At 72.9% G+C, this 23,594-nt stretch carries 24 protein-coding genes and 1 tRNA gene; 11 read left to right on the forward strand and 14 right to left on the reverse strand.

From position 1 onward, the window contains the following. Positions 1-173 precede the first annotated feature (173 nt). Both ACWFQ8_RS22200 and ACWFQ8_RS22205 read right to left on the reverse strand, forming a co-directional pair. On the reverse strand, positions 174-782 hold the full coding sequence (locus tag ACWFQ8_RS22200; RefSeq protein WP_453787991.1) for a DUF4383 domain-containing protein: 609 nt from the start codon (positions 780-782) through the stop codon (positions 174-176). 581 nt (positions 783-1,363) lie between these two features. Next, the gene (locus ACWFQ8_RS22205) at positions 1,364-2,629 is read right to left on the reverse strand and encodes a hypothetical protein (RefSeq protein WP_453787992.1); all 1,266 of its coding nucleotides are present in this window, start codon (positions 2,627-2,629) and stop codon (positions 1,364-1,366) included. 105 nt (positions 2,630-2,734) lie between these two features. On the opposite strand from ACWFQ8_RS22205, the gene ACWFQ8_RS22210 reads away from it, so the two are divergent. Next, positions 2,735-2,809: transfer RNA gene (locus ACWFQ8_RS22210), tRNA-Val, on the forward strand. 112 nt (positions 2,810-2,921) lie between these two features. On the opposite strand, the gene ACWFQ8_RS22215 is transcribed toward ACWFQ8_RS22210, so the two are convergent. Next, the gene (locus tag ACWFQ8_RS22215; protein ID WP_100661309.1) at positions 2,922-2,996 is read right to left on the reverse strand and encodes a 50S ribosomal protein bL37; all 75 of its coding nucleotides are present in this window, start codon (positions 2,994-2,996) and stop codon (positions 2,922-2,924) included. Between the two features lie 183 nt (positions 2,997-3,179). Between ACWFQ8_RS22215 and ACWFQ8_RS22220 the strand changes: the two genes are divergently transcribed. Together ACWFQ8_RS22220 and ACWFQ8_RS22225 are read left to right on the forward strand one after the other, a co-directional pair. Then, positions 3,180-3,818, forward strand: coding sequence for a TRADD-N-associated membrane domain-containing protein (locus ACWFQ8_RS22220; protein WP_453787993.1), 639 nt, complete (start codon positions 3,180-3,182; stop codon positions 3,816-3,818). Between the two features lie 15 nt (positions 3,819-3,833). Continuing rightward, positions 3,834-4,058 (forward strand): DUF2277 domain-containing protein, encoded by a 225-nt coding sequence (locus tag ACWFQ8_RS22225; protein WP_453787994.1) that lies wholly within the window; start codon positions 3,834-3,836, stop codon positions 4,056-4,058. Between the two features lie 135 nt (positions 4,059-4,193). Here the strand turns inward: ACWFQ8_RS22225 and ACWFQ8_RS22230 are convergent, their stop codons facing one another. The 4 genes from ACWFQ8_RS22230 to ACWFQ8_RS22245 form a co-directional block, all read right to left on the reverse strand. After that, on the reverse strand, positions 4,194-4,718 hold the full coding sequence (locus tag ACWFQ8_RS22230; RefSeq protein WP_453787995.1) for a hypothetical protein: 525 nt from the start codon (positions 4,716-4,718) through the stop codon (positions 4,194-4,196). A 215-nt stretch (positions 4,719-4,933) separates the two neighbouring features. Next, complete coding sequence (locus ACWFQ8_RS22235; protein ID WP_453787996.1) at positions 4,934-5,563, reverse strand: DedA family protein; 630 nt, start codon at positions 5,561-5,563, stop codon at positions 4,934-4,936. A gap of 277 nt (positions 5,564-5,840) precedes the next feature. Continuing rightward, on the reverse strand, positions 5,841-7,499 hold the full coding sequence (locus tag ACWFQ8_RS22240; protein ID WP_453787997.1) for an alkaline phosphatase D family protein: 1,659 nt from the start codon (positions 7,497-7,499) through the stop codon (positions 5,841-5,843). A gap of 161 nt (positions 7,500-7,660) precedes the next feature. Continuing rightward, positions 7,661-8,305, reverse strand: a complete 645-nt coding sequence (locus ACWFQ8_RS22245) for an HNH endonuclease family protein (protein ID WP_453788016.1) — start codon at positions 8,303-8,305, stop codon at positions 7,661-7,663. Between the two features lie 526 nt (positions 8,306-8,831). Here ACWFQ8_RS22245 and ACWFQ8_RS22250 point away from each other — a divergent pair. Next, positions 8,832-9,413, forward strand: coding sequence for a TMEM165/GDT1 family protein (locus tag ACWFQ8_RS22250; protein ID WP_453788017.1), 582 nt, complete (start codon positions 8,832-8,834; stop codon positions 9,411-9,413). Between the two features lie 26 nt (positions 9,414-9,439). Here the strand turns inward: ACWFQ8_RS22250 and ACWFQ8_RS22255 are convergent, their stop codons facing one another. Further along, entirely contained in the window at positions 9,440-9,745 is a 306-nt protein-coding gene (locus ACWFQ8_RS22255) for a hypothetical protein (RefSeq protein ID WP_453787998.1), read from the reverse strand. A 268-nt stretch (positions 9,746-10,013) separates the two neighbouring features. Between ACWFQ8_RS22255 and ACWFQ8_RS22260 the strand changes: the two genes are divergently transcribed. The 3 genes from ACWFQ8_RS22260 to ACWFQ8_RS22270 all read left to right on the forward strand — a co-directional run bounded on the left by ACWFQ8_RS22260 (position 10,014) and on the right by ACWFQ8_RS22270 (position 12,542). After that, the gene (locus tag ACWFQ8_RS22260; RefSeq protein ID WP_453787999.1) at positions 10,014-10,718 is read left to right on the forward strand and encodes a VanZ family protein; all 705 of its coding nucleotides are present in this window, start codon (positions 10,014-10,016) and stop codon (positions 10,716-10,718) included. Between the two features lie 68 nt (positions 10,719-10,786). Then, a complete protein-coding gene (locus tag ACWFQ8_RS22265) occupies positions 10,787-11,470 on the forward strand; it encodes a response regulator transcription factor (protein ID WP_453788000.1) in 684 nt (227 codons plus the stop codon). Further along, positions 11,463-12,542, forward strand: a complete 1,080-nt coding sequence (locus ACWFQ8_RS22270) for a sensor histidine kinase (RefSeq protein ID WP_453788001.1) — start codon at positions 11,463-11,465, stop codon at positions 12,540-12,542. The genes ACWFQ8_RS22265 and ACWFQ8_RS22270 overlap by 8 nt, the downstream gene beginning before the upstream one ends. A 64-nt stretch (positions 12,543-12,606) precedes the next feature. On the opposite strand, the gene ACWFQ8_RS22275 is transcribed toward ACWFQ8_RS22270, so the two are convergent. Together ACWFQ8_RS22275 and ACWFQ8_RS22280 are read right to left on the reverse strand one after the other, a co-directional pair. Continuing rightward, positions 12,607-13,290: an HAD-IA family hydrolase gene (locus ACWFQ8_RS22275; RefSeq protein WP_453788002.1), complete on the reverse strand. Its 684-nt coding sequence runs from the start codon at positions 13,288-13,290 to the stop codon at positions 12,607-12,609. Between the two features lie 217 nt (positions 13,291-13,507). Further along, positions 13,508-14,566 (reverse strand): peptidoglycan-binding protein, encoded by a 1,059-nt coding sequence (locus ACWFQ8_RS22280; RefSeq protein WP_453788003.1) that lies wholly within the window; start codon positions 14,564-14,566, stop codon positions 13,508-13,510. 208 nt (positions 14,567-14,774) lie between these two features. On the opposite strand from ACWFQ8_RS22280, the gene ACWFQ8_RS22285 reads away from it, so the two are divergent. Next, the gene (locus ACWFQ8_RS22285) at positions 14,775-16,844 is read left to right on the forward strand and encodes a DHA2 family efflux MFS transporter permease subunit (RefSeq protein ID WP_453788004.1); all 2,070 of its coding nucleotides are present in this window, start codon (positions 14,775-14,777) and stop codon (positions 16,842-16,844) included. Between the two features lie 24 nt (positions 16,845-16,868). Here the strand turns inward: ACWFQ8_RS22285 and ACWFQ8_RS22290 are convergent, their stop codons facing one another. Next, positions 16,869-17,336 carry a GNAT family N-acetyltransferase gene (locus ACWFQ8_RS22290; RefSeq protein ID WP_453788005.1) on the reverse strand — a complete coding sequence of 156 codons (468 nt, stop codon included), beginning with the start codon at positions 17,334-17,336 and terminating at the stop codon, positions 16,869-16,871. Between the two features lie 227 nt (positions 17,337-17,563). Between ACWFQ8_RS22290 and ACWFQ8_RS22295 the strand changes: the two genes are divergently transcribed. Further along, the gene (locus ACWFQ8_RS22295) at positions 17,564-17,959 is read left to right on the forward strand and encodes a nuclear transport factor 2 family protein (protein WP_453788006.1); all 396 of its coding nucleotides are present in this window, start codon (positions 17,564-17,566) and stop codon (positions 17,957-17,959) included. A 204-nt stretch (positions 17,960-18,163) separates the two neighbouring features. Here ACWFQ8_RS22295 and ACWFQ8_RS22300 read toward each other — a convergent pair whose 3' ends face one another. Then, the gene (locus ACWFQ8_RS22300; RefSeq protein WP_453788007.1) at positions 18,164-18,490 is read right to left on the reverse strand and encodes an antibiotic biosynthesis monooxygenase family protein; all 327 of its coding nucleotides are present in this window, start codon (positions 18,488-18,490) and stop codon (positions 18,164-18,166) included. 119 nt (positions 18,491-18,609) lie between these two features. On the opposite strand from ACWFQ8_RS22300, the gene ACWFQ8_RS22305 reads away from it, so the two are divergent. Then, positions 18,610-20,613 carry a bifunctional glycosyltransferase 87/phosphatase PAP2 family protein gene (locus ACWFQ8_RS22305; protein WP_453788008.1) on the forward strand — a complete coding sequence of 668 codons (2,004 nt, stop codon included), beginning with the start codon at positions 18,610-18,612 and terminating at the stop codon, positions 20,611-20,613. A gap of 90 nt (positions 20,614-20,703) precedes the next feature. Here the strand turns inward: ACWFQ8_RS22305 and ACWFQ8_RS22310 are convergent, their stop codons facing one another. After that, positions 20,704-21,948 carry a cytochrome P450 gene (locus ACWFQ8_RS22310; RefSeq protein ID WP_453788009.1) on the reverse strand — a complete coding sequence of 415 codons (1,245 nt, stop codon included), beginning with the start codon at positions 21,946-21,948 and terminating at the stop codon, positions 20,704-20,706. Positions 21,949-22,189: 241 nt separating this feature from the next. Between ACWFQ8_RS22310 and ACWFQ8_RS22315 the strand changes: the two genes are divergently transcribed. Further along, the gene (locus ACWFQ8_RS22315) at positions 22,190-23,359 is read left to right on the forward strand and encodes a steroid 3-ketoacyl-CoA thiolase (RefSeq protein ID WP_453788010.1); all 1,170 of its coding nucleotides are present in this window, start codon (positions 22,190-22,192) and stop codon (positions 23,357-23,359) included. Between the two features lie 147 nt (positions 23,360-23,506). On the opposite strand, the gene ACWFQ8_RS22320 is transcribed toward ACWFQ8_RS22315, so the two are convergent. Next, positions 23,507-23,594: aggregation-promoting factor C-terminal-like domain-containing protein (locus ACWFQ8_RS22320; protein ID WP_453788018.1), on the reverse strand; the 88-nt coding region annotated here is incomplete at its 5' end.

Raw genomic sequence — 23,594 nt, forward strand, 5'->3', positions numbered from 1 at the left:
GCACGGGGCTGCGTCGCCGGGCGTGCGGCCCGGCCTGCGTCCGCCGGGCGTGCGGGGAACGGGCTGCGTCCGCCCGGTGTACGGCAAGGGCCTACGCCCGCCCGGCGTGCAGGGAACGGGCTGCGTCCGCCGGGTGTGCGGCACGGCCTGCGTCCGCCGGGTGCGGCTACGGCCTACGCCCGCCCGGCGTACGGCCCTGGACCGGAGCCGTACGGCCCCCGCCCGGCTCGTCCGCCCCGGGCCCCGGCCGCCCGCTGCTCGCGGGCCGCCTGTTCGGGGTGCCGGGCACGCCAGTACGGATTGTCGTGCGGCAGCGCGCTGCCCACCCGCCCGTACATCCCGAACCACATCAGCATCACCCCGACGACGAAGCTGAACAGCACGTTCTGGATCCGGAAGGCCAGGAAGTTCAGTTCCGTGTCGAGCAGCGCGAGGTTCAGGAACCCGCTCGCGATGAACAGCAGGCCCAGCACGATGTTCAGCGTCGACGCGAAGTTGCCGCCCACGATCATCCCGCCGAACAGCAGCAGCCCCACCAGGATCGACAGGACGCTCAGCGCCCCGTTCGTGTTCAGCGTCAGCACCCGGTCCCCGCCGGTGTCGAAGAAACCGACCCGGTCGACCAGCCCCAAAATCCCGAATGCCACCAGCAGCAGACCGGTCAGCCCGGCGCCGACCCGGTACACCTTGCTCAGTTTGTGGTCCACGGGCAGGTGCTCGTCCAGCCGGGCACCGACGGGCCGCCGGAGGCGCGCTCGGCGCGGCGTGCTGTACGAAGCCATACCGCCCTCCTCCACTCGGGGCCGGTACGTCCCTCCCAGCATCCGCCGCCCCCGCCCCCGAGACAACCCGGCGGCGGTTCCGGAACAACCGGCCCCTGGCAAGGCATCCCGCTGCGCGGCCCAGGCACCGGCGCCCTGTGCCGGAGCCCCGTGGCAGCCCCTGCGCCGGTGTCCCGTGCCAGCCCCCGCGCCGGTGTCCCGTGCCAGCCCCCGTGCCGGTGTCCCGTGCCAGCCCCCGTGCCGGAGTCTCGTGCTGGGCTCTCCGTGTCGGGCCCTGTGCCGGAGCCCCGTGGCAGCCCCCGCGCCGGTGTCCCGTGCCAGCCCCCGCGCCGGGCTCTCCGCGTCGCCCCGTGCCGGAGCCCGTGCCGGATCCCCGTGCCGGAGCGCCGTGCCGAATCCCCGTGCCGTAGCCCCGTGCCGGGCCCCGGCGCCGGAGCCCCGCGCCGTAGCCCCGTGCCGGGCCCCGGCGCCGGAGCCCCGCGCCGGAGTCCAGTGCCAGCCCCCGCGCCGGGCTTTCCGTGTCGGCCCCCCGTGCCGGAGCCCGTGCCGGGTGGTCCCCGAGGCTCCGGGCCGGCTCGCGATCAGTGCCCGTGCTGCCCGGGCCCGTGGCCGCCGAGGTCGTCCCGGATGCCGGACACGACCCGGTTCACCGAGGCCCGTACGTCCTCCATCTCCTGGAGGAACGCCCAGTAGTCCGGGTGCCGCTCCTCCAGCCCCGCCAGCGCCCGCGCGACCCGCGCCACCGCCTCGTCCAGCGGCCGCGCGTGCCGGGGATCCGGCACGCTGCGGCCCGCCATCGCCAGCCGCTGCGCGTCCCGGATCGCGAACCGCGTCCGGTCGACCTCCGCCTGCGGATCCCGCGCCACCGCCTCCAACCGCGTCAGCCGGTCCTGCGCCGCCGACACCGCCCCGTCCGTGGAGTCCAGCGCGGCCCGTACTTCCTCGATCAGCGTCCCGACATCCACCCAGCGCTGCTCCTCGCGCGCCCTCGCCGCGTCCCGCAGCCGCTCCTCCGCGCGCGCGATGTCCCGTACCGCCTCGTCCGGCACCTGCTGGAGGTCCTGCCAGCACGCCGCGCTGAACCGCCTGCGCAACTCGCTGAGTACCGGATCCACCCGGTCCGCCCGGTTGCGCAGCGCCTGCGCCCGCGTCCGCAGGCTCACCAGCCGCCGGTCGATCTCCGCGGCCCGTTCCGGCAGCCGCGCGGCCTCGGCCCGTATCCCCTCCGCGTCCCGCAGGATCCGGTCCGCGCGCTGCACCGTCGCCTGCACCCCGTGGACGCCCGCACCCTGGTTCAGCTTGGTCAACTCCGGTCCCAGCGCGGCCAGCCGCGCCGCCAGATCGTCCGCCCGCATCCCCGACGCCCGGACCGCGTCCAGCGCGTCACTCGCCGCCAGCAGCGCCGCCTTCGCCCGCTCCCGCGCGGGCGCAATCCGCGCCAGCTGGGTCTCCGCCTTGTCCAGCAACGGCTGCAGACCCTGGGCGAACCGGTCCAGCTCCGCCTTGACCCGTACGAGCTCCTCGCGCGCCCGCGTCAGCTCCTGCGCGGCCCGCGCGGCGACGGCGGCCTCCAGCTCGGGGCGGTCCAGGTCGTGCGCGTCGATCGCCTCGATGTACACATGACTGACCTGGTCGATCCGCTGCCCGAGCGCGGCGAACCCCTCACCCGCCTGCCGCGCGGCCGGCGACCCGTCCGCGGCGGCGATGGTCTCCACCGAGATCCGCAGGTCCCGTTGCGCGGTGTCCAGCTCGTAGAACGCCGCGGCGGCGGCATCCTTCGCCGCCTGCGCATCCGCCCGCCGACTCTCGTCCCGCCCACCGAACCAACGCCGGGATGCCGTCGTCACAATCCCTCTCCCGTACCGCGTCCGCCGTGCCCCGGTCCATTCTCCCCCACCGCAACGGGTTTGCGTGGGGGGTGCGTCTGCCATGTAGGCTGTCGACTCATCCACGGGTGTGTAGCTCAGGGGTAGAGCGCTGCTCTTACAAAGCAGATGTCGGCGGTTCGAAACCGTCCACGCCCACCAGTGAGAAGACCCCCCGCCGATCATGGCGGGGGGTCTTTCGCATCGACGGGTGGCGTCGATGGGAGCGGTACGGGAGCGGCCGTGGCGTCTGCGGGCCCTTCGCTCGGGGTGGTCAGGCGTTGGGGCGCTTGCCGTGGTTGGCCTTCTTCTTCTTGCGGGCGCGTCGCTTGTTGCCTCGCTTGGCCATGATGGGCGTCTCCCTCGTCGGTGACTTGATGGCTTCGCCAGTCTAGATTCGCCCCGGTTCCTCCGCATCAGAGGCGATTGCGCGTGCTGTGCGGAGCGGGGTGTGATCACGGCTGCCGAACCACCGCACCCTCGGGGTTTCGGCGGCTTTCCGGGGTGGGATCGTCGGGGCGGGGGTGAGCGCATGGCGACGGTGACGGAGTGGTTCCTGGGGGCGGGCGCGGCCGTGGTGGTGGTCGGGGCGCCCGCGGCGATGGAGCTGGTGCGGGGCTCCCTGTTCGAGCGCCGGCGGTCCGAGGAACGGGAGCGGCTGCTCGCCCACGTGGCCGAGCCCGCCGCCCAGGACCCGCTGCCGAGGTTCCAGGACGCCGGCGGGATCCCGCATCAGCGCACGGCCCGACTCGGCGACCGGCGGGACGACTTCACGCCGCTGCTCGTGGAGTACTACGCCTACGGCCTGACCCAGGCCCGCAGCAGCTTCGCGACCAGCCAGCTCTTCGCCGGGGCGGGCGCGGCGATCCTGCTCTTCGGTGTGGCGCTCGCCGTGTGGAAGGCCCAGAGCGGGGGAGAGCTGTACCTCGGCGTCGTGATGAGCGCGGTGGGACTGGTCACGACGCTCGTCGGGCAGCTGTTCCACCGCCGGGCCGACATCGCGCTCAAGCACATGGCCGATCAGACCGCCTCGCTGCGCGACGACCGGCGGGCCGCCGAGACGACGCAGCAGGCCATCGGCCTGCTCGACGACGTCACCGACCCGGTCCTCAAGGCCCGGCTCCAGGCCGGACTGATCATGAAACTTTCCGGGGCGGAGCTCCCCGGCTAGCGGGATAGTAGAGGTATGTGCCGCTCCATCAAGACCCTGCGTCCGCCCGCCATCCCCGAGAAGGCCACCGAGGAGGAGATCCGCGCCGCCGCGCTCCAGTACGTACGCAAGGTGTCGGGCTTCCGCGCGCCCGCGCCGCACAACCGCGAGGTGTTCGACGCCGCCGTGGACGCCATCGCCGAGGCTACCCGGGACCTCCTCGACGGAGTGCACGTACGGGGCCGCACCGCCCCGGCCTGAGCCGCCCCGCACGAGCCGCCCCGCACGAGCAGCCCCGCACGAGCAGCCCCGTACGAGCCGCGCCTGGTGGTGCCCCCGGGGGAGCGGGCGGGGAGTGGCGGCGGAGGCCGCGGCCGCTCCCCGCCGGGCCGGGGTTCAGGCGGCGGTGTTGGAGCGGCGGCGCACCACCCACACGCCGGCGGCGAGCGCGCCCGCCGCGAGCGCGCCGCCCGCCGCGATCTGCGCCGGACTCATCGAGGCGATGCTGCCGCCGGTACCGCCGCGCGCGGCCCCCGGAGTGACCTGGAGCGAGAGGGTGACCCGCTGACCGCCGATGCCGCCGCACTCGAAGGTGACGCGGTGCGCACCCGGGTTGGCGTTGCCGTAGACGGTGGCGCTGCCGAAGAGGTTGGTCGCCTCCAGGTTGCCGGGCGTCAACCGCACCTCACCGAACGCGCTCGACGTCACCCGGCCCGTCCTGGTGCCGCAGCCCTCGATGTTCAGGGCGACCCGGCCGCCCGGGGCGACGGCCGTGGGTGAGACGGTGGCGAAGGGGGCGGCGGAGGCGAGCGTGGCGGGAGTGGCGGCCGCGACGACGAGGGTCACGGCCGCGACGGCCAGCATGCGGCGCGACGTGGCGAGGGGCGTGGCGCGGGATGTGGCAGGCGGCTTGGCATGCATGGAGACGACTCCTCGGGCTGCTCGAAACGGCGCGACCAGGCCACGGGTGTGACGCGGATTCGGTTCGCACCGTGCCTCGACGCTAGGAGCCGCGCCCGGGACCGGCGATCGGGGCCGGGTGAACGGGTGAGCCACTGCTCCGGACGGGGGAACGCCCCGGCGCGAGCAGGTGGGCAGGCAGGCAGACGAGCAGGCGGACGGCGGGCAGGCTGCGGCTACGCGGCCCGGGCCGGCGCCGCGACCGGGCGGCGCACGAGGAACGCGGCCAGCGCGCCCGCCGCGAAAAGTGCGACCACCGAGAGCGCGGTGCCCAACCACTGGGTCCCGAGCCACTGCGTCCCGAAGTACCCGAGCGCCACGCTGTACCCGGCCCAGGCCATGCCCGCCAGAGCCGACCAGGGCAGGAACTCCATCACCTTGCGATGGGTCTTGCCCGCCCCCAAGGACACCACGGAGCGCCCCGCGGGAGCGAAACGGGCGATCACCACCAGGGCGCCGCCGCCCCGCGCCAGAGCCGTACCGAGGCGTTCGTGCGCCCGCGTCAACCGGCGGGAGCGGGCGATCGCGCGGTCGAGCCGGGCCCCACCGCGCCGCGCCAACCGGTACGCGGCCATGTCGCCCAGCACCGAGGCCGTCGTGGCGATCACCAGCAGGGCCAGGATGTCCGGGACCTGCGCCGGGACCGGTACCGGCCCCGCCGCTCCGGCCGCCGCCGCGGCCGCGGCAGCGGTGATCACGAGGACTCCGCTGGGCAGTACCGGAAGGAAGACGTCGAGCACGACCGACACCGCCACCACGGCGTAGATCCATGGGCTCGCGGTCAGCGACCCCAGCGTCTCAAACAAGGCGTGACTCCCCAGTCCGGTTGACGTGCTGCGGCATGAAGCGCCGCGACGTCGCGGGGAGCGGCAGGAGCGGCTTGACAGCCATACAGCGTACGCCCGGTGTCCACTGCCCGGACGCCCGGGGCCGCCGCCGCAACCCGTGTAGCAGCACCCGCCGCCCCGCGCCCCGCCGCCCCGTCGCCCCGCGCCACCCCGTGCTCCGGCCCGCGCCGCGGACCCGGCCCCGTCCTGTGCCCGTCCCGTGCCGCTCCGTACGGGACCGGCCCCGGACCGCGGCTCATTCCGCCCCGGCGAGCTCCCGGTCGAGCACCGTCACCAGCCGGGCACCCGTGCGGCCCTTGCGTGCCTGATCCAGCCGCAACCGGGCCGTCCGTCCCGCCAGCGCCAAGGTCATCAGCTGGTTCCCGAACCACGGGCCATCCGTACGGCGCCAGCTCAGCGGCGGCCGCCCCGTCCGGCCGTGCCGGGTGAAGCCCCGCCCCAGCCAGCGCCCCGTACGCGACCAGCCCAGCCGGAAGCCCCACTTCACCGCGGTGTGGATGGAATTGTGTACGGGCGAGCACGTCAGCTGGAACAGCCGCGACGTGCTCGGTATTCGGGGCTCGGCCACATACGCGTGGTGCACGTCCCCCGAGAGCACGCACACCGTCGCCGGCGCCCGGGGCCCCGTCCCCACCTCCTCGATGAGGTCGGTCAGCGCCGCGAACGAGGCCGGGAACGCCGCCCAGTGCTCCAGATCGCTGCGCCGGCGCAGGTTCTCCCCGATCCGCGCCCAGCGCGGCCCCCGCTCCCCGCGGCAGAGCGCCGCGTTCCACGTCTCGGCGTCATGGATGAGCGGCGGCATCAGCCACGGCAGCGAGGAACCGATCAGCAGATGGTCGTAACTGCCGTGCCCCGCCAGGGCGTTGTCCCGCAGCCACTGCTGCTCCACCGGATCGAGCATGGCCCGCTCGTTCTCGGCCAGTACCCGCGCCGCCCTGGTGTCCACCATCAGCAGTCGGGTCCGGCCGAAGTCCCGCCGGTAACTCCAGCGCACCGTGCTCGGGTCGGCGTCCGCCACGGCCGCGAAGGTGCGCAGCGCGTCCGTACCGTCCGGGGTCTGCCGTACCAGCCCGTAGAGCTCGTCGGCCGCGAGCTCGGCGGGCGAGAGATTGCCCAGGTGCTGGTACACCCAGTACGACATGAGCCCGCTGAGCACGCGCTCCCGCCACCACGGCGTCGCCCGCATCTCGGCCAACCACGCCGCGCTCGTGTTCCAGTCGTCGATGACGTCGTGGTCGTCGAATATGTGCAGGCTCGGCACCGTCGACAGCAGCCAGCGGATGTCCGGGTCGAGCCAGGACTCGTAGTAGAGGCGGGTGTACTCCTCGTAGTCCGCGACCTGGGCTCCGGGCGGGTCCCTCAGGTCGCGGCGGGCCGCGAGCCACCGCCGGGTCTCCGCGGAGAGGGCGTCGGCGTACACCTGGTCGCCCAGCAGCAGCAGGAGATCCGGACGCTCCGCCTCCGGGTCGCCGGCGAGCCGCGCCGCGAGGGTGTCGAGCGCGTCCGCGCCGTGCGGCCCGTGGCGCCCGGCGGGCGGTGCGGCCTGCCGGCAGGATCCGAAGGTGACGCGCAGCCCGGGCGAGGTCCGGGCGGAGCCCGTCACGGCCGGTGTGCTGATGGTGCTCGCCGGGAAGCCGCCGTCGGGCAGCGGCCACACCCGGACGCCGTCGAGGAGCACCTCGTACTCCGTCGTCGTGCCCGGAGTCAGGCCGGTCACCGGCACCATCGCGTAATGGTGGCCGGCGATCTGGAAGGTGCGCACGCTGCCGCCCGCACCGTCGGCGCACCGCACTTGCGCGGTGCACGGGCGGTCGGACTCGACCCATATGGTGGCCGCACCGCCCGTGTCCCAATCGACGTGGCGCAGTAGTGGCCCCAGCCGCAATCCAGCCATGCGACTCCCCCTCCTTCATGTCCCCTGCGATCACCGTACGACGGAGAGGGGCCGCCCCGCCTCCCCCTGGCGGGGGAGAGGCGGGGGGACAGGCGGGAGGGAGGTGCGGGACGGGCGGGCGGGAGCCGCGGGACGGGCGGGCGGGGAGACCGATCGGCTCGTCAGCAGCCGTTCAGGGTGTTGACCAGGGCCGTCTTCTCACCCGAGTCCATGCTCAGGCCCCAGTGCTGCTTCACGTGGACCCACATGCGCGCGTACGTACAGCGGTAGGCGGTGCGCGGCGGCAGCCACTTGCCCGGGTCGAGGTCGCCCTTGGCCTGGTTGACGTTGTCGGTGACCGCGATGAGCTGCGGACGGGTGAGGTCGTTGGCGAACTGCTGGCGCTTGCTGGTGGTCCACGAACTGGCGCCGGAGCGCCAGGCCTCGGCGAGCGCGACCATGTGGTCGATGTCGATGTCGGAAGCGGCGGTCCAGGTGGCGCCGTCGTACTCGGAGTACCAGCTTCCGCTCACGGCGGCGCAGGCGGAGTCCTGGACGACGTTCACGCCGTCCCGCTTGAGGACGGTCTCGCGGGTGTTGCAGCTGCCGGAGACGGTGCTCCAGTGCGGGAACAGGTCGCGGCTGTACCCGCTGCTCGACCCCTCCGCCCTCGGTGTGACGGTCGCAAGGTAGGAGCGGGCGGCCGAGGCGCTGATGGGGGTGGGCGGCGCGGCCGCGGCGGTCGGCGCGTTGACGAGGGAGGTGAGGGAAGCGAGCGCGGCTACTGACGCGAGCACGCCAAGGCGACGCGCGTAGATGCTGGGTATGAGTGCCATGAGGGGCTCCCTGGGTGCGGGGGGTGTGGCCGTGCGACCCCGGCGGGGCGCGGCCATGCTTGCGGCGCCGGGTGTCACGGGGATGGGCGCCAGGTGACAGCCTGGCGACATGGGCACGTCACATCAAGTCGTCAACGGGGGCGAATTAAGAGGAGGTTGGGATTCCGCAGGGGTGAGGCGCAGGCGTCGCCGCCGTCGAGTCGGGCGGAGTCGGGACCAAAGGCCCATGTCGGTCCCCCGTGCGCGTCACGTATCCTGGTGGAGCAGAAGGGGAGTAGCTCTTCGCCGGACCGTCGACATACTGCTGGGTCACCCCAGCCGGCGCCCGGAGGCAAGCCGCGCACGACGGCGGCGGGCCAGCGAGACCTTCGGCCGCAGTGTCCTGTCCTGCGTAGGCGCGCTCGTGCGCGCCCACGCATCCAGGGCGCCGCCGAGCCGAAGCGAACCCTGAAACACCCCAGGTCCTCTCGGTACCGCCGGCGTCCTGCCCGACCGATTGAGGTTCCACCCCGTGTTCGTGTTCAGCTTCAGCGTCACGGCGATCGCCTTCGGCGTCGTCTTCCTCGCCGAACTCCCCGACAAGACCGCCCTCGCCGGCCTGATGCTCGGCACCCGCTACCGCGCCTCGTACGTCTTCGCCGGCGTCGCCGCGGCCTTCGCCGTCCACGTCGCACTGGCGATCGCGGCGGGCAGCGTCCTCACCCTGCTCCCGCAGCGGCTCGTCCAGGCCGTCGTCGGCGTCCTGTTCCTCGCGGGAGCCGCCATGCTGCTGCTGAAGAAGAACGACGAGGACGAGGAGATCAAGCCGCCGGCCGACCAGTCCTTCTGGAAGGTGTCGGGGGCGGGCTTCATGCTGATCCTGGTGGCGGAATTCGGCGACCTCACGCAGATCATGACCGCCAACCTCGCCGCCCGCTACGACAACCCGGTCTCCGTCGGCATCGGCGCCGTGCTCGCCCTGTGGGCGGTCGCGGGCATCGGCATCCTGGGCGGCCGCACGCTCATGAAGTACGTACCGCTCCGGCTCATCACCAAGATCGCTGCTGCCGTCATGGCGGCTTTGGCGGTGTTCTCGCTGTACGAAGCCGTGGCGGGCTGACGGAAGGGAGTCCGCGTGCCCCTGGCTCACATCGGCCCTACGGGTGCGCTGATCCGGAACCGCATCCACTCGATGCCGGGGACGATGAAGCGTGAGCCGGCGGCCGCGGACGCGATTCCTTCGAAGCCGTCGTCCACTCCCGGGGCGCCGAGGCTCCAGGGCGTCGCGATGGTCCATGCGGACCGCAGGGCCGTGAGGAGCGCGGTTTCGGGGGTCGAGCGGCCGAGCGGGGAAGTCAGCCGCACCTCGGCAAGCTCGGGGATCTTCCAATAGCGCTCGTAGCTGTCGATCTGGACCGGTTGCTCCCACTGAGCCTGAACGGCTGACCACACGCTCGGCGCTGCGGCGGTGGGCGGCGCGTAGGTAGCAGTGCCACGAGATCGTTTCGTACATGTGCGAGACCGTAGGCGCCCTGTGCGCGGGCAGCTCCTTAATTTCCTGAGGTCCGTCGGGCAAGCCGGGCCGGAGGTCGTCATGGAGCGGCGCGGGCGCGGCCCGTGGCAGCGGTGGGCGAGGGTGCCGGCTCGGGCGGTTCGTGTATCGCGGGGGTATGGGGAAGTGCATACGGCTCCGCAACGGGGTGGCGGCTCTCATGGGGGCATGAACCATCACGCATCCCCGCCTGCGAGGCCGCGCCGTATGCGCGGGCTCGTGCTCCTCGGGTCGGCGGTCCTCGGCCTCGCGGGCGCCGCGTTCGTCGTGCGGCGGCCGCTCATGATGTCCGCTCCGGTGTGCCTGGCCGGGCGGTGGCACGGCTGCTTCGACACGTTCAACGGCGTCGTGCTCATGACCTTGGTCGCGCTGCCGTTGGCGGCGCTGATGGTGTGGGTACTGGCGCGCCGGCGGCGGGCCGCCGACGGCGCATCGGCATGGCGGAGCGCGCTGGCCGAGGTGGGCATGGTCCACGGGACGGTGCCGTTCCTGTGGATGACCATGATGCCGGGCGCCGGGGCCGGTACCGTCCCCGGCCGGCTGAGCCTGGTACCGCTGCGGGACCTGCCCACGATGGGACCGCTCGGGATCACCGGCAACCTTCTGGTCCTCGCCGCGCTGGGCTTCTTCGCCCCGATGCGGTTCGCTGCGGCGGCGTCCATGCCGCGGATCCTGGCGCTCGGGGCGGGCTGCTCGGTCCTCGTCGAAACCGCGCAGTACGTCCTGCGGCTGGACCGGGTGTCCTCCGTGGACGACGTGCTGGTCAACACCGCCGGCGCCGTGCTGGCCGGGCTGGCGTCGCGCCGCTGGTGGCGCACCAGGACGCACGCGCCGTCCGACCGTCCTCGCCCCGCGCCGGTACCGGCAGGCTGAGTCGTCAGTCCGGCGCGCACACGTCATCGCATACGTCGGCGATATGCCGTGCTGCGTAGGCTTCGGACATGCGCGTGCTGATCGTCGAGGACGAGCCCTACCTGGCCGAAGCCGTCCGAGACGGTCTGCGGCTGGAGGCCATCGCCGCCGACATCGCCGGCGACGGCGACAGCGCCCTGGAACTGCTCGGCGTCCACTCCTACGACCTCGCGGTCCTCGACCGCGACATCCCCGGCCCCTCGGGCGACGAGGTCGCCCGGCGCATCGTCGCCTCCGGCAGCGGCATCCCGATCCTCATGCTCACCGCTGCCGACCGGATCGACGACAAGGCCTCCGGATTCGAACTCGGCGCCGACGACTACCTCACCAAACCGTTCGACCTGCGGGAACTCGTCCTGCGCCTGAGGGCGCTCGACCGCAGACGCGCGTACGCGCGCCCCCCGGTCCGCGAGATCGCGGGCCTGCGGCTCGACCCCTTCCGCCGGGAGGTCTTCCGCGACGGACGCTACGTCGCACTCACCCGCAAGCAGTTCGCCGTGCTGGAGGTCCTCGTCGCCGCCGAGGGCGGTGTCGTCAGCGCCGAAGAACTGCTCGAACGGGCCTGGGACGAGAACGCCGACCCCCTCACCAACGCCGTGCGCATCACCGTCTCCGCCCTGCGCAAACGGCTCGGTGAACCCTGGGTCATCGCCACGGTGCCCGGCGTCGGCTACCGCATCGCCACCCTCGCCCCGGGCGCCAACCGTGCATAGACGCCCCGGGCCCAGTGCCCGACTGAAACTCACCCTCAGCTACGCCGGCTTCCTCCTCCTCGCCGGCGCACTCCTGCTGGCCGTGGTGTGGGTGTTCCTGCTGCGCTACGTACCCGACAACTCCCAGGGCCTGCTCGGGGTCTCGCCCAACCGCTACCTCCTCGTGCGCACCTTCGCCCCCGCCGCGGCCGCAGCCATGGCCGGACTGCTCGTGTTCGGCCTCCTGGGTGGATGGTTCCTCGCCGGCCGGATGCTCGCACCGCTCACACAGATAAGGGATGCGGCACGGACGGCCGGGAACGGGTCGCTGTCCCACCGCATCCGCATGAAGGGCCGTCGGGACGAATTCCGCGAACTCTCCGACGCGTTCGACTCGATGCTCGAACAACTTGGGTCCCACGTCGCCGAGCAGCAGCGGTTCGCCGCGAACGCCTCCCACGAACTGCGCACCCCACTGGCGATCTCGCGGACGCTCCTCGACGTCGCCCGCAAGGACCCCGCGCGGGACCGGGGCGAACTCATCGAACGCCTGCAGGCCGTCAACACGCGGGCGATCGACCTCACCGAGGCCCTGCTGCTGCTCAGCCGCGGCGACCGCGGACACTTCCCCCGCGAGAGCGTCGACCTCTCCCTCCTCGCCGAAGAAGCCGTCGAAACGCTGCTCCCGCTCGCCGAGCGGCGCCGGATCACGCTCGCCGTCACCGGCGGGGCGGCCAAGACCAGCGGCTCCGCCGAGCTTCTGCTGCGGATGGTGACGAACCTCGTCCAGAACGCCGTCGTCCACAACCTCCCCGCCGGCGGCACCGTGACGGTCCACACCGGACCGCACGGCGCAACGAGCGTGCTGCGGGTCGAGAACACGGGCGGTCGGCTCCCACCGGACCTGGTGCCGACCCTCACCGAACCCTTCCGGCGCGGAACCGCACGCGTGCGCACCGACGAGCACACCGGCGTCGGCCTCGGCCTGGCCATCGTGCACAGCATCGTCCGCGCCCACGACGGGGCCCTCGACCTCGTCCCCCGACCCGCGGGCGGTCTCCTCGTCACGGTCCGGCTCCCCGGCGCCCCGTAGGCGTCCCGCGGGGGGATACGGGACGGCCAGCGGGCCCGCAGCTACCCGGACGGCTGTCCCGCGCTCAGGCCGCGTGCCGGATGGTGATGTCGATCGTGCCGTCGGCGGTGGACGTCACCGTGAGCGAGGTCAGGTCCGGGACATGGGCCGTGGGGGCGTGGGCGGCGGCGCGGGGGCCGACGCCGATCACGCGCATCCCCGCCGCGCGGCCGGCGGCGATGCCCGCCGCCGAGTCCTCGAAGACGATGCAGTCGGCCGGGTCCACCCCCAGGGCGGCGGCGCCCTTGAGGAAGCCTTCGGGGTGGGGCTTGCTGGCCCGCACCGACTCGGCGGTGACCCGTACCGCGGGCATCGGGAGGGCGGCGGCGGTCATCCGGGCCGTGGCCAGAGCGGTGTCGGCGGAGGTGACCAGGGCGTGCGGGAGGCCGGCGATGGCGGCCATGAACTCCGGGGCGCCCGCGACCGGGACCACGCCGTCGGTGTCGGCGGTCTCGCGGGCGAGCATCACCGCGTTCTCCGCGTGGTTGATCTCGACCGGGCGGTCGGGGAGGAGGACGGCCATGGTGGCGTAGCCCTGGCGGCCGTGGACGACCTTGAGGGCTTCCTCGGGATCCAGCCCGTGCGACACCGCCCAGTCGCGCCAGCAGCGTTCGACCACCGCGTCGGAGTTGACGATCGTTCCGTCCATGTCCAGCAGCAGGGCCTTGGCGGTGAGGACGACGGGCGCGGTGGTGGTGCTTGCCGACATCGGCGGGGCTCCAGACAGTGCGGGAGGCGGGGCGGGCGGGTCGTGTCGGGCCGTGACGGCCGTTGGCCGGGTCGTGACGGGAGGGTCAGGCGGGTCGGGCGGGTCGGAAAAGAGAACAAGCGGTTCCGTCCACCGGTCAGGGAATGAGGACGGAACCACTTTGTTTCTTCACGATACAAAATGCGGGGCGGCCTCGCCACTCTCGTGGGTGTGACCCTCATCCCTCCAGCGCCCGGCGGGTCACGGGGCCGTAGACGCCCCACTCCTCACCGTCGATGCCCGCCTCGTACTGGAAGGTCGACACGGCGTTCTCCACGCGCCAGTCGAACTTCCCGTGGACTTTGCCCTGGTACAGGCCCTCCGCGGCCAGCAGGCGCTGGAGCTTCTCGACCTCCGCGCCCGAGTCCCCGAACCGCAGCGTCGGACCCGCCGCGGGACGCGACGGCGAGGAGCTGGGGGCGCGGCTCGCGCTCGGGGACGGCCCCCGGGACGGGGACTGCGAGGGCGGGGGCGACGACGCGGACGGGCTCGGGGAGGCGGAGGGGGCCCCGGAGCGCGAGGCGCTGGGCGAGGGGGAGGTGGACGCGGAGGCCGACGGGGACGCCGAGGGGCCCGTGGGTCCGGCGGTCGGGGTCTGCGACGGTGCGGCCGGCGCCGCGCTCGGCGGCGGAGCCGACGCCTTCGCGTCCAGCAGGGTCGTGTCGCCGTCCCCCGAGCCCGGGAGCACCCACAGGGCCAGCGCCGACCCACCGAGGGCGAGGGTCGCGGCGCCGCCGAGCAGGAGCGGCAGGAGCAGGCGGCGGCGGGACGGCGGGCCGCTCCGCTTCTCGGGGCCCCCGCCCCCGCCCCCACCCTCACCCCTCTCCCCGTTGAACGTGGTCCCCGGGTCCGGGGGGAACGCGCCGGGCGGGACCGCCCCGAGACGGACCGTGTCGGCCCTGCGCGACGGGGCCTCCGGTGCGTCCGGCCAGGGCTGCCGGAGCGGTGGTACGGGCATGCCGTACGCCGGGGTGTCGTCCTGGCGCCCCGGCATCGCCGGGCCCGGCCCCCGGTACGGGCCCTGGCCGGGCATGCCGTACGCCGGGGTGTCGTCCTGGCGCCCCGGCATCGCCGGGCCCGGCCCCCGGTACGGGCCCTGGCCGCCCCGGGGTATGCCGTGCGGTAGCCCGTGCGTCGCGTCGTGCCCGGGAGCCACCGCACCCGTGATCGGCGGTGCGGGCGCCTGCTCGTCCGGTTCGACGGGATCGGGCAGCGTCACGTACGGGCGGATGCGCAAGGGGTCGAAACCCGCACCCGGCGCACACCCGCAGCCGGCACCGACAGCGCCGCAATCCAGACAGTGCTCACCGCTCACTGGAATCCCTCCCTGGCCACCATTGCCTGCGATTATGCAGACCTCCCGCGGACCTCCCAACCCGCCCGAGAGGCCATAACCGGACACACCGCTCAGGATGGAGATGTTGATCCGGCCGGAGGAGGAATCGATGGCGCAGGATGTGACCACGCAGGACGCGGGCCCCGGTTCCGGCCCGCGGAAGTCCGGCCCCGGCGCCGAGCACCCCACCCGCGAGGTACTCGTCTCCATAGGCGCCCTGCTGCTGGGCCTGCTGATCGCGGCACTCGACCAGACCATCGTCTCCACCGCCCTGCCGACCATCGTCAGCGAGCTCGGCGGCATGGCGCACCTGTCCTGGGTCGTCACCGCCTACATGCTGGCCTCCACCGCGGCCACCCCCCTGTGGGGCAAGCTCGGCGACCAGTACGGCCGCAAGAAGCTCTTCCAGTACGCGATCGTCCTCTTCCTCATCGGTTCCGCCCTCTGCGGCATCGCACAGGACATGCCGCAGCTCATCGGCTTCCGCGCCCTGCAGGGCCTCGGCGGCGGCGGCCTGATCGTGCTGTCCATGGCGATCGTCGGGGACATCGTCCCGCCCCGCGAACGAGGCAAGTACCAGGGCCTGTTCGGCGGCGTCTTCGGCGCCACCAGCATCCTCGGCCCGCTGCTGGGCGGACTCTTCGTCGACCACCTGTCCTGGCGCTGGGTCTTCTACATCAACCTCCCCATCGGTCTCGTCGCGCTGGCCGTCATCGCCGGAGCCCTGCGCATCCCGGCCCGCTCCTCGAAGCACACCATCGACTACCTCGGCACCTTCCTCATCGCCTGCGTCGCCACCTGCCTCGTGCTCGTCGCCTCCCTCGGCGGCACCTGGGGCTGGGGATCGGCCCGGATCATCGGACTGGCCGTCCTGGGCGCCGTGCTGATCGCCGTCTTCCTCTTCGTGGAGCGCAAGGCCGCCGAACCCGTCCTGCCGCTCAAGCTCTTCCGCATCCGCACCTTCACCCTCTGCTCGGTCATCAGCTTCGTCGTCGGCTTCGCGATGTTCGGGGCGATGGTCTACCTGCCGACCTTCCTCCAGGTCGTCCAGGGCGTCTCGCCGACCATGTCCGGCGTCCACATGCTGCCGATGGTGATCGGCATGCTGATCTCCTCCACCGCCTCCGGCCAGGTCGTCAGCCGCACCGGACGCTGGAAGGTCTTCCCCATCGCCGGAACCGCCGTCACCGCCGTCGGCCTGCTCCTGCTGCACCAACTCCACCGCACCAGCTCCACCTGGGAGATGAGCGTCTACTTCTTCGTCTTCGGCGCCGGCCTCGGACTGGTCATGCAGGTGCTCGTCCTGGTCGTGCAGAACTCGGTCACCTACGCCGACCTCGGCGTCGCCACCTCGGGCGCCACCTTCTTCCGCTCCATCGGCGCCTCCTTCGGCGTCGCGATCTTCGGCACGGTCTTCACCAACCGCCTCGACGAGAAGCTGGCGACCTCCCTCGCCGGAGTCACGCTGCCGGCCGGCGCCGGCGTCGCGCAGTTGGAAGCCGACCCCCGGGCCATCGAGACCCTTCCCGCCGAGCTGCGGCCCCGCGTCCTGGACGCCTACGCCACGGCCATCACCGACGTATTCCTCTACGCCGTGCCCGTCGTCCTGGTCGCCTTCGTCATCGCCTGGTTCCTCAAGGAGGACACGCTGCGCGGCTCGGTCACCGCGCCCGACGTCACCGAGACCCTCGCCTCGAACCCCGTGCACCGCTCGTCCCACGACGAGGTCGCCCGCGCGCTGTCCGTGCTCGGCACCCGTGAGGGCCGCCGGCACGTGTACGAGAAGATCACGCAGAAGGCGGGATACGACCTGCTGCCCGCCGCCAGCTGGCTGTTGCTGCGGATCAACAAGTACGGCTCGGCGGAGCCCGCCCTGCTCGCCGAACGCGCGGCCGTGCCCTTGAAGGCCGTCACCGACGCCGCCCGCCAGGTCGAGGAGCGGGGGCTCGCCTCCCGGGACGGGCTGGCGCTGCACCTGACCGGCAAGGGGCGCCTGGCCGCCGCGAAGCTCGCCGACGCCCGGGAGGAGTCCCTCGCCGAACTGCTCGGCGACTGGTGGGGCCCCGAGCGCCCGACGGACCTGACCGAACTGGTCCGCGAGATCAACGCGGAGCTGTGCGGATCCGACGCCGAGGAGCCCTACGACGGCGCCCCCCGACGGGACCACGCCGCGCACTAGCTGCCCGCAGGGCCCGCGGCCGGCTCAGGCCAGGCGCTTCTCGAACCAGTGCTCCGCATACGGGCCGGAGCTGTACGCGGGTATCTCCGCGTACCCGTGCCGCGCGTACAACGCGCGGGCCTCCACCAGATCCGACCGGGTGTCCAGCCGGACCCGCTCGGCGCCCAGTGCGCGTCCCTCCTCCTCCAGCGCCGTGAGCAGCGCCGCCCCGCCGCCGGTGCCGCGGGCGCGGGGGTCGACATAGACCCGGGTCAGCTCGGCGGTGGCGGGGTCCAGGAGTCGTATCCCGCCGCACGCCAGGGGCTCACCCCCGAGTCTGCCCACGAGGAACCGGCCCGTCGGCCGGACCAGGGCGTCGTCGGGGAAGTCCAGCAGCCCCTGGTCGATCTCCGCTTCGGTGACGGCCCGTTTCCAGTACCGCCCGGCGACCTCGGCGTAGTAGGCGCGGCGCAGGCGGGTTGCGTCGCGGGTGGTGAACGGTTCCGCGGCCACCGTCCACGACGGTGCGCGGGTGCTGCCCGCCGCCGCAGACGAAGCGGCGGCAGGGGCGGGGGACGTGTGGGGCGGGCGGTGTCCGCTGTGTGTGTTCAAGGCGTCATTGCTGTGTGTGTTCATGGCGTCATTGTGGAGCTCGCCGACGATCTCCCGCGTGGAATATCCACAGTCGCGGGCACATGATGGGAAAACGGGAAAATCGCACCTATGGAGGGTGGCCTGCCATGTCGGAGCATCCGGACTGTGCCCTCGTCCGCCGCGGCTACGAGGCCTTCGGCAAGGGCGACATGGAGACGCTGAGCACGCTGATGACGGCCGACGTCATCCACCACGTGCCCGGCAGCAGCCCGTTGTCGGGGCACCACAAGGGGCGCGAGGCGGTCCTCGACTTCTACCGCCGGATCGGGGAGGAGACGAAGGGAACGTTCCGGGTCGACCTGGAGGCGGTACTCGCCGACGGCCGGGGCCACGTGATGACCTTCCACACCTCGCGCGGCGACCGGGGCGACCGGGGCATCGAGATCCGTGGCGGCCTCTTCTTCACGATCGTCGGCCACAAGATCACCGACATCGACGAGTGCACCGCGGACATCGACGAGATCGACGCCTTCTGGAGCTGAGGACCCGCGACGGATGGCTCCGCGGCGCGAGGCTTCGCGAGCCGCGGTGACCCGACCCGTCCCACCGGGCGGTCCGGGGAGGGGCAGCGGCCCGCGGGCCCCGGGGGCCCCTCGCCCCCGGGCCCTGCCCCTCCCCGCCCCGCCCCGCCCCGCCCCGCCCCGCCCCGCCCCGCAACATCGGGCGCGTCCGGCGGATGCGGCGCGTCAGGCCTTCTTCGGCGCGGCCTGCTGGACGACCTCGAAGGACCACACCGACGACCCCGACGCCGCCGGCTTCGGGCGCTCGCCGCCGCCCTCCCCACCCTGGTGAGCGGCCTTCATCGGCCCCTCCATCCACGCCTGGAAGTCCTCCTCGGAACGCCACCGCGTGTAGACGAGGTACTGGTCCGTTCCCTCCACCGGGCGCAGCAGCTCGAACCACTCGAAGCCGTCCGACGCCTCCACGGCCCCCGCCCTGGAGGCGAAGCGCCGCTCCAGGACCTCGCGCTGCTCTGCGGGCACGGTCAGTGCGTTGATCTTCACGATGCTCATGCGCGCCATCCTAGGTATCCCGCGGGGGATATCGTCGTCCCGGTAATGAAACGCGGTATGAAGCGCGGCAGCCGGGCGAAGTCAGGGTTGCGTTCAACAGGGCGGGAGGCCGGCGAGGCGTGGCTAACGCGGCGGAGCACAGTGGTGCGAACGGACATGCCGGGGTCATAGGCGGTAGCGGCAGGCTGGGGGCGGCGCGGCTGCTCCTGTGGGCGCTGGCGGGAGCGCTGGCCGTCAGACAGGCCGCCGCGGTGCTGCGCGTGCCCCCGGGCGAGTGGCTCAGCGGCTTCCACCTCCCCGGCGCCCTGCCCGGCACGCTCTACGACACCGGCCAGTTCACCGGGACCCCCTTCGCCGGGCTGGTCCTCAAGCCGCTGACCGGCTTCGGCGCCCCGTCGCTGGAGGTGGCCTGGACCTGCGCGACGCTGCTGTTCGTGGCAGCCGTCGGCCTCGTCGCCGCGCGCGGCCTGCCCGACCCCGTGCCGAGACGCACCGCGCTGCTCGCCGCGCCCGTCCTGACCGCACTGATGATGGTCTCGCTGCCCGTTCGCGAAGCCGCCGCACCCGGCCGGACCGCCGTGCTGCCGGTACTGCTGGTGCTGCTCGCCGTGTTCCGGGTGCCCGCCGACCGTCCCGCGGGCTTCCTCGTGGGCCTGGCCGCCGCGCTGCAGCCGGCGCTCCTGCTGTTCGCCCCGCTGCTGTGGCTGTCCGGGCGCCGCCCCACCGCCAAGACCGCCGCAGCGACCTTCGCCGGAGCCACCGCGCTGTCCTGGGCGGCGATGCCGCGCGACTCCTGGACGTACTGGATCCAGCACCTGGCCGGTACCGGCCTCGGCGGCGCCCCCGACGGCCTCGCCCACCAGTCCGTGCACGGCGCCCTGCTGCGCCTGGGCCTGACCGGTCCCGCCGAGATCCTGCTCTACGCCGCCCTCGCGGCCGGCATCGTCTGGCTGGGCCTGCGCCGCGCGGTGCGCTACGCCCGTGACGGGCAGTTGCTGCTCGCCGTCGCCGTCACCGGCTGCGTGGCGGTCGCCGTGTCCCCGGCCGGCTGGCGTCACCAGCTGCTGTGGGTGCTCCTCGCCGTCGCCGGCAAGGTCGGCAAGCGGGCCGCCGACCGCTCCGTGTGGCCGGTGGCGGTGGTCCTGGCCATGACCCTGCCGAGCGCGGTGCTGCTGCCGAACCTGGCGCCGCTGGCCCCCGTACGCGACAACGTGCTGCTGCTCGCCGCGCTGGCCGCCGCCTGCGCGGTGCCGTTCCTGCCGCGCTCCTCCGAGTACTGGCGCACGCCGGTCCCCACCGCCTACGGGAAGCCCGCGCCGGCGCGCTGGGCGAAGGTGCCGCTGCTGCCGTTCTGGCGGCGGGTGCTGTCGCGGCCCAACCTGCTGCTGGAACTCCTGCTGATCAGGGTCGGGTACTCGCTCTACTCGCACATCCGGGCCGCCGCCCCCACGAGCCGGTCGCTCGCCGAGGGCAACGCCGACCAGATCCTCGGGATCGAGCGGGTGCTGGGCCTCGACATCGAGCACGCCGTGAACCACGCCGTGGTGAACACGCCCTGGATGGAGGCGTTCTTCAACTTCTACTACACCTCCTTCCACTTCGTCGTGCCGCTGACGATCCTGGGCGTCCTGTACTGGCGCCGCCCGGGGGACTACCGGTGGGCGCGGGCCTCGCTGGGGCTGGCCACCGTCCTCGCCCTCATAGGGTTCTGGCTGTACCCGCTGGCGCCGCCGCGTCTGATGCCCGGTCTCGGCTTCATCGACACCGTGCACGGGCCGCAGGACCTCGCCAACCCGTCGTACGGGGCGATGACCGCGATCTCCAACCAGTACGCGGCGATGCCGTCGCTGCACTTCGGCTGGTCGCTGTGGTGCGGGATCGTGATCGTGGTGCTCGCGCCGAAGGGGTGGCAGAAGCTGCTCGGGGCGCTGCACCCGCTGATCACGGTGTGCGCGATCGTGGCCACCGCGAACCACTGGGTGCTGGACGCGGTGGGCGGGGCGGTGGTCGTGGGGGCCGGGTTCGGGCTGGTGTACGCGCTGTCCGGGCCGCGGGGGCTGAGTCTGAGCCTGCCGGGGCAGCGGGTCGCGGAGGGGGAGCCGAGGGTGCGGGTGGGGGCGTAGCCCTGGGGGTACGGGGCCGTTGCCGGGGCGCTGCCCCCGGCCCCGCGCCTCGAACCCGGCGAGGCTGAGGGGGTGTCGGGGGGCGGGGGGTCAGGCGTGGGTGACTCGGAGTTCCTTGATGCCGTTGAGCCAGGCCGCGCGGAGGCGACGGGGGGCCTCTCCCGTCAGGCGCAGGTCCGGAAGGGCGTCGGCCAGGGCGTTGAAGATCAGGTCGATCTCCATGATCGCCAGGGATTTGCCGAGGCAGAAGTGCGGACCGCCACCGCCGAAACCGAGGTGCGGGTTCGGGTCGCGGGTGATGTCGAAGGCCTCCGGGTCGCGGAAGACCTCGGGGTCGTTGTTGGCGGAGGAGTAGAACAGCCCCACCCGGTCGCCCGCCCCGATCTTCTGGCCGCCCAGCTCGGTGTCCTGGGTGGCCGTGCGCTGGAAGGACACCACGGGGGTGGCCCAGCGCACGATCTCCTCGGCGGCCGTCGCGGGGCGCTCGCGCTTGTAGAGCTCCCACTGGTCGGGGTGGGTGAGGAAGGCGTGCATGCCGTGGCTGATCGCGTTGCGGGTCGTCTCGTTGCCCGCGACCGCCAGGAGGAGGACGAACATGCCGAACTCGTCCGAGCCGAGGTTGCCCTGCCCCTCGGCGGCCACGAGCTGCGTGACGATGTCCTTGGCCGGGCACTCCTTGCGCGCCGCGGACAGGTTCATGGCGTAGCCGATGAGCTCCATCGCCGCGTTGGCGCCGACCTCCTCGGTGATCGCGTATTCCGGGTCGTCGTAGGCGATCATCTTGTTCGACCACTCGAAGATCCGTGACCTGTCCTCCTGCGGTACGCCGATCAGCTCGGCGATCGCCTGGAGCGGGAGCTCGCACGCCACCTGCGTGACGAAGTCGAAGCTGCCGTCGCCGGACACGGCCGCGGCCTCCTCGACGATCTTCCGGGCGCGGTCGCGCAGGGCCCCCTCCAGGCCCCGGACGGCCCGCGGGGTGAAACCGCGCTGCACGATCTGGCGTACGCGCGTGTGCTCCGGCGGATCCATGTTCAGCATGATCAGTCGCTGGGCATCGATCGCATCACGGTGGATGCGCTCGTTGAAGCGGATGATGGCCGTGTTGGTGGTGGAGGAGAAGAGTTCCGGGTGCGTGGAGACGTACTTGACGTCCGCGTGCCGGGTCACGACCCAGTAGCCCTCGTCGTCGAAACCGGTGATGCCGCGCCGCTGCGGACACCACCACACGGGTGCGGTCTGCCGCAGCCGCGCGAACTCCGGGTGCGGTACGCGGCTTTGGAGCAGGTCGGGGTCGGTGGCGTCGAAGCCTTCGGGCAGCGCGGGGCAGGGCATCGGGCGACTCCAAAGTCTGACGGCCCATCAGAAGTTGGCTCGAAGGTAGTAACGAGTTCTAGAAGTGACAAGGGTCGGCGCGCCAACTGTTGCGTGTGGAATCCGTGCAGGCCGCGTGCAAGACCCTTGCGTGACGGGGTGTGGGGTCATAAGACTGCGGGGAGAACTAGAACGCGTACTAGTTCGGGCGGGGCGCCGGGACGGCCCGCCGCGCCGGCGCAGTGCAGGAGAGGACGAGCTCATGGCCGCGGAACCCGTCATCGTCGAAGCCGTACGCACCCCGATCGGCAAGCGCGGGGGCGCGCTCGCCAATCTCCATCCCGCCTACCTGCTCGGCGAGACCTACCGCGAGCTGCTCGCCCGTACGGGGATCCAGCCCGACTGCGTGGAGCAGATCGTCGGCGGCACCGTCACCCACGCCGGCGAGCAGTCGATGAATCCCGCCCGCAACGCCTGGTTGGCCATGGGCCTGCCCTACGAAACCGCCGCCACGACCGTGGACTGCCAGTGCGGCAGCTCCCAGCAGGCCAACCACATGGTCGCCAACATGATCTCCGGCGGCGTCATGGACATCGGCATCGCCTGCGGCGTCGAGGCCATGAGCCGGGTGCCGCTGGGGTCGGGCTCCAAGCACGGCCCCGGCAAGCCCTTCCCGGACGAGTGGAACGTCGACCTCCCGAACCAGTTCGAGGCGGCCGAGCGGATCGCGCGCCACCGCGGCCTGACCCGCGAGGACGTGGACGCGCTGGGGCTGCGGTCCCAGGAGCGGGCCGCGGCCGCCTGGGCCGAGGAGCGCTTCAAGCGCGAGACCTTCGCCGTCCAGGTCCCCACGACGGAAGCGGAGCAGGCCGCCGGACAGGGCATGTGGCGCCTGGTCGACCGGGACGAGGGCCTGCGGGACACGAGCATGGAGGCGCTGGCCCGGCTCAAGCCGGTCATGCCCACCGCCGTCCACACCGCCGGGAACTCCTCGCAGATATCGGACGGGGCCGCCGCCGTGATGTGGGCCTCGCGCAAGATGGCCCGCGCCCTCAAGCTCCGGCCCCGGGCCCGGATCGTCGCCCAGGCCCTGGTCGGCTCGGACCCCCACTTCCACCTCGACGGGCCGATCGACGCGACGCGCGCCGTGCTCGGCAAGGCCGGGATGTCCCTCAAGGACATCGACCTCGTCGAGATCAACGAAGCCTTCGCCTCCGTGGTCCTCAGCTGGGCGCAGGTCTTCGATCAGGACCTGGAGAAGGTCAACGTCAACGGCGGCGGTATCGCGCTCGGCCACCCGGTGGGCGCCACCGGCGCCCGCCTCATCACCACCGCGCTGCACGAGCTGGAGCGCCGCGACAAGGAGTTCGCGATGATCACCATGTGCGCGGGCGGCGCGCTGGCGACCGGCACGATCATCCAGCGCCTGTGACCGACGGCGCGGGCGCGCTCCTGGCCGCCCGCGCGCACCGAACCCAGTGGGATGGGAAGCCGAAGGCCCCGGGGGCCGGACCTGGGGAGGCCGGCCGCCGGGGCCTTCGCATGCGTGCCCGTCGCCGGGCTGTCGCGTGTTGGTGGCTTAGTACCAGTGGTTGTTCTGCCAGAAGTTCCAGGCGCCGACGGGGCTGCCGTAGCGGTCGTTCATGTAGTCCAGGCCCCACTTGATC

The organism is Streptomyces sp. NPDC055254 (genome assembly GCF_053606025.1).

Excerpts from the sequence above, each read along its gene's own strand:
- ACWFQ8_RS22200 (WP_453787991.1), bottom strand. The coding sequence starts at position 782 with ATGGCTTCGTACAGCACGCCGCGCCGAGCGCGCCTCCGGCGGCCCGTC.
- ACWFQ8_RS22220 (WP_453787993.1), top strand. The coding sequence starts at position 3,180 with ATGGCGACGGTGACGGAGTGGTTCCTGGGGGCGGGCGCGGCCGTGGTG.
- ACWFQ8_RS22225 (WP_453787994.1), top strand. The coding sequence starts at position 3,834 with ATGTGCCGCTCCATCAAGACCCTGCGTCCGCCCGCCATCCCCGAGAAG.
- ACWFQ8_RS22230 (WP_453787995.1), bottom strand. The coding sequence starts at position 4,718 with ATGCATGCCAAGCCGCCTGCCACATCCCGCGCCACGCCCCTCGCCACG.
- ACWFQ8_RS22240 (WP_453787997.1), bottom strand. The coding sequence starts at position 7,499 with ATGGCTGGATTGCGGCTGGGGCCACTACTGCGCCACGTCGATTGGGAC.
- ACWFQ8_RS22260 (WP_453787999.1), top strand. The coding sequence starts at position 10,014 with ATGAACCATCACGCATCCCCGCCTGCGAGGCCGCGCCGTATGCGCGGG.
- ACWFQ8_RS22265 (WP_453788000.1), top strand. The coding sequence starts at position 10,787 with ATGCGCGTGCTGATCGTCGAGGACGAGCCCTACCTGGCCGAAGCCGTC.
- ACWFQ8_RS22275 (WP_453788002.1), bottom strand. The coding sequence starts at position 13,290 with ATGTCGGCAAGCACCACCACCGCGCCCGTCGTCCTCACCGCCAAGGCC.
- ACWFQ8_RS22285 (WP_453788004.1), top strand. The coding sequence starts at position 14,775 with ATGGCGCAGGATGTGACCACGCAGGACGCGGGCCCCGGTTCCGGCCCG.
- ACWFQ8_RS22295 (WP_453788006.1), top strand. The coding sequence starts at position 17,564 with ATGTCGGAGCATCCGGACTGTGCCCTCGTCCGCCGCGGCTACGAGGCC.
- ACWFQ8_RS22300 (WP_453788007.1), bottom strand. The coding sequence starts at position 18,490 with ATGAGCATCGTGAAGATCAACGCACTGACCGTGCCCGCAGAGCAGCGC.
- ACWFQ8_RS22310 (WP_453788009.1), bottom strand. The coding sequence starts at position 21,948 with ATGCCCTGCCCCGCGCTGCCCGAAGGCTTCGACGCCACCGACCCCGAC.
- ACWFQ8_RS22315 (WP_453788010.1), top strand. The coding sequence starts at position 22,190 with ATGGCCGCGGAACCCGTCATCGTCGAAGCCGTACGCACCCCGATCGGC.